Source organism: Ramlibacter sp. (assembly GCF_050250995.1).
Taxonomy (GTDB): Bacteria; Pseudomonadota; Gammaproteobacteria; order Burkholderiales; family Burkholderiaceae_C; genus Ramlibacter.
In genome coordinates this window covers 774-3,494 of sequence record NZ_JBFWNP010000099.1, presented here as the reverse complement: position 1 = coordinate 3,494, position 2,721 = coordinate 774, and the positions used below count along the sequence as shown (strand labels likewise).

Below are 2,721 nucleotides of genomic sequence, written 5' to 3'. Positions count from 1 at the left end.
GGTCAAGAAGCTGAAGGGCCCCAAGGGGACGACCGTCGGCATCGAGCTGAAGCGCAGCGGGTACGACGCGCTGCTGCCGCTCTCCGTGATGCGGGACGAGATCCACATCGTCACCGTCAAGGCGTCGTTCATGATCGACGGGACGACCGGCTACATCCAGCTGTCCGAGTTCGCCGAGAACAGCAATCAGGAACTCGGCCGCGCGCTGACAGACCTGACGGCGAAGGGCATGAAGCGGCTCGTGTTCGACCTCCGGAGCAACCCTGGTGGCCAGCTCGATCAGGCGATCAAGATCGCCAACCGCTTCCTGCCGAAGGGCGACCTGATCGTCTACACGCGCGGCCGCGTGTCCAACTCGGATCAGGACTACCGCGCGACGGAACAGAGCGACTACACGCACCTGCCGCTCGTCGTGCTGACGAACCGCAACAGCGCGAGCGCCTCGGAGATCGTGTCGGGCGCGCTGCAGGATCACGACCGCGCGCTCATCGTCGGCGAGACGACGTTCGGCAAGGCGCTCGTGCAGTCCGTCTATCGCATCAACCAGGGCGCCGGGCTCGCCGTGACGACCGCGCGGTACTACACGCCGAGCGGACGGCTCATCCAGCGTCCGTGGGACGGCACGTTCGACGAGTACCTGATGTACTCGCAGAAGGACCAGGATCCGAACAAGGCGCACAGCCCCGACGACCTGAAGCTCACCGACGCCGGCCGCAAGGTCTACAGCGGCGGGGGCATCGAGCCGGACCACCGCCTCGACGGGCCCGTGGACGGCTTCTCGCCCGGCCGCTTCGCGAAGCTGCTCTACAACCGCCAGCTCTTCGACACGTTCGCGCAGCGGTTCTCGCGCGAGGGCGATGCCCGCGTGCCGCCGAGCACGAGCCGGGAGCATCGCCGCGTGGCCCGGGGCTTTGCCGTGGATGCCGCGATGGTGCAGGACTTCCGCGAGATGCTGGTCAAGATGAAGGTGCCGATCGACGAGGCCGGCTGGCAGAAGGATGCCGTCTTCATCACGGCGATGATCCGCTACGAGATCGACTTCGACCTGTTCGGCGCGGCCGAAGCCAGGCGCCGCCTCTCGGAGCACGACCCCCAGGTGCAGCTCGCGCTGACGCTCTTCCCGGAAGCGCAGCGGCTGACCGAGATGTCGAAGGCGCCGGCGCGCGCCGCCCGCTGACCGGTCTCTGAACCCCGTCCGGCCGCCCGCCTTTCGGTCTTGGGCCCCAAAATATTGGGGTCCAAGGACTGCCTTGCCACTATGGCTAGCACTTGCTAGACTGACCCGCGTTTCAATCAGTCTCCCGCCCGCGGGCCGCTGAACACCCCGAAATCGGCCTTCCCAGCCGCCGGTGTCGAGGTGGCCCCAGGCAGCAATTTTCCCCTCGGAAGGGGGCACGGCATGCGTCTCGATCGTCTCGAAATTTCGGGTTTCAAGTCCTTTTCTGACCGGGCGGAGCTCGCCTTCGACAAGGGGGTCACGGCCATCGTCGGCCCCAACGGCTGCGGCAAGAGCAACGTGGCGGACGCCATCACGTGGGTCCTCGGCGAGCAGAGCGCCAAGAGCCTGCGCGGCGACAAGATGGAGGACGTCATCTTCAGCGGCAGCGACGCCCGCAAGGCGGGCGGTACCGCGGAAGTGAGCCTGAGGCTCTCGGGCCTGCCGAAGGCACGCCAGCTCGAAGACGAGGCCGGCCTCGGCGTCGTCCCCGGACAGGGCGAGGCGGCCACCAGCCTCTCACCCTCCGAGCAGGCGACCGTCCGGCAGCTGGTCGAGGAGTTCACGCGCGACGTCGAGGTGACGCGCCGGCTCTACCGCTCGGGCGAGAGCGAGTACCTGATCGACGGCGAAACGTGCCGGCTGCGCGACGTCCACGAACTGCTGATGGATACCGGGCTCGGCGCGAAGGCCTATTCCATCATCGAGCAGGGCAAGATCGGCCTGATCCTCAGCTCGCGGCCGACCGATCGCCGTCAGCTCATCGAGGAAGCTGCCGGCGTGACGAAGTACAAGTCGCGCCGCCGCGCCGCCGAGCTGAAGCTCGACGCCGCCCAGCAGAACCTGACCCGCATCGACGACATCGTGTTCGAGGTGGAGAAGCAGCGCGGGGCCCTCAAGCGCCAGGCCGGCCGCGCCCGCCGCTACCGGAAGCTCCGCGAAGAGCTGCGCCGGTGGGAGAAGGTGCTCTTCGCCCGCCGGTACCGTGAACTGCAGCAGAGCATCGAGTCCGCCCGGACGAAGCTGACCCTCGTCCGCGAGGAAGAGGCCGCCGCGGCCGGCCGCGTGGCCGAAGTGGAAGCCGCGCTCGGCCGCCTCCGGATCGAACAGGCCGAAACGGACGGTCGCGCCACGGCGGTCCGCGAGGAGGCACACGCCGCCGAGATCGACCTGAACCGCCGGCAGCAGCAGATGGAGTTCAACCGGCAGCACGCGCAGAACCTCGCGCATCGTGCGTCGGAGGTCGAGAACGAGATAGCGGACCTTGAAGCGCGGCGCGAGCCGGCGCGGATCGCGATCGAGTCGCGGCGCGAGGCCGGCGCGGACGCCCGGCGCGCCCGGGACGAGGCGGCCGGCGTGCTCGCCGCCGCCAGTGAGGAACTCCGGGCGGCGCAGCAGCGGGTCGAGACGCTCGAAGGCGAGCTCGACGAGGTCCGCCAGGCGGGCTTCCGCGTGATGAACAGCACGACGACCGTGCGCCACGCGATGAGCCACGCCGATGCCCA

General features: G+C 68.8%; 2 protein-coding genes. Both read left to right on the top strand.

The annotated features are described in order from the left end of the window. Positions 1-1,177 (top strand): S41 family peptidase (locus tag AB7E83_RS28015; protein ID WP_428574807.1); only part of this gene is annotated, 1,177 nt, incomplete at its 5' end. Between the two features lie 180 nt (positions 1,178-1,357). Continuing rightward, the coding region (locus AB7E83_RS28010; RefSeq protein WP_428574805.1) for a chromosome segregation SMC family protein at positions 1,358-2,721 on the top strand (1,364 nt) is incomplete at its 3' end.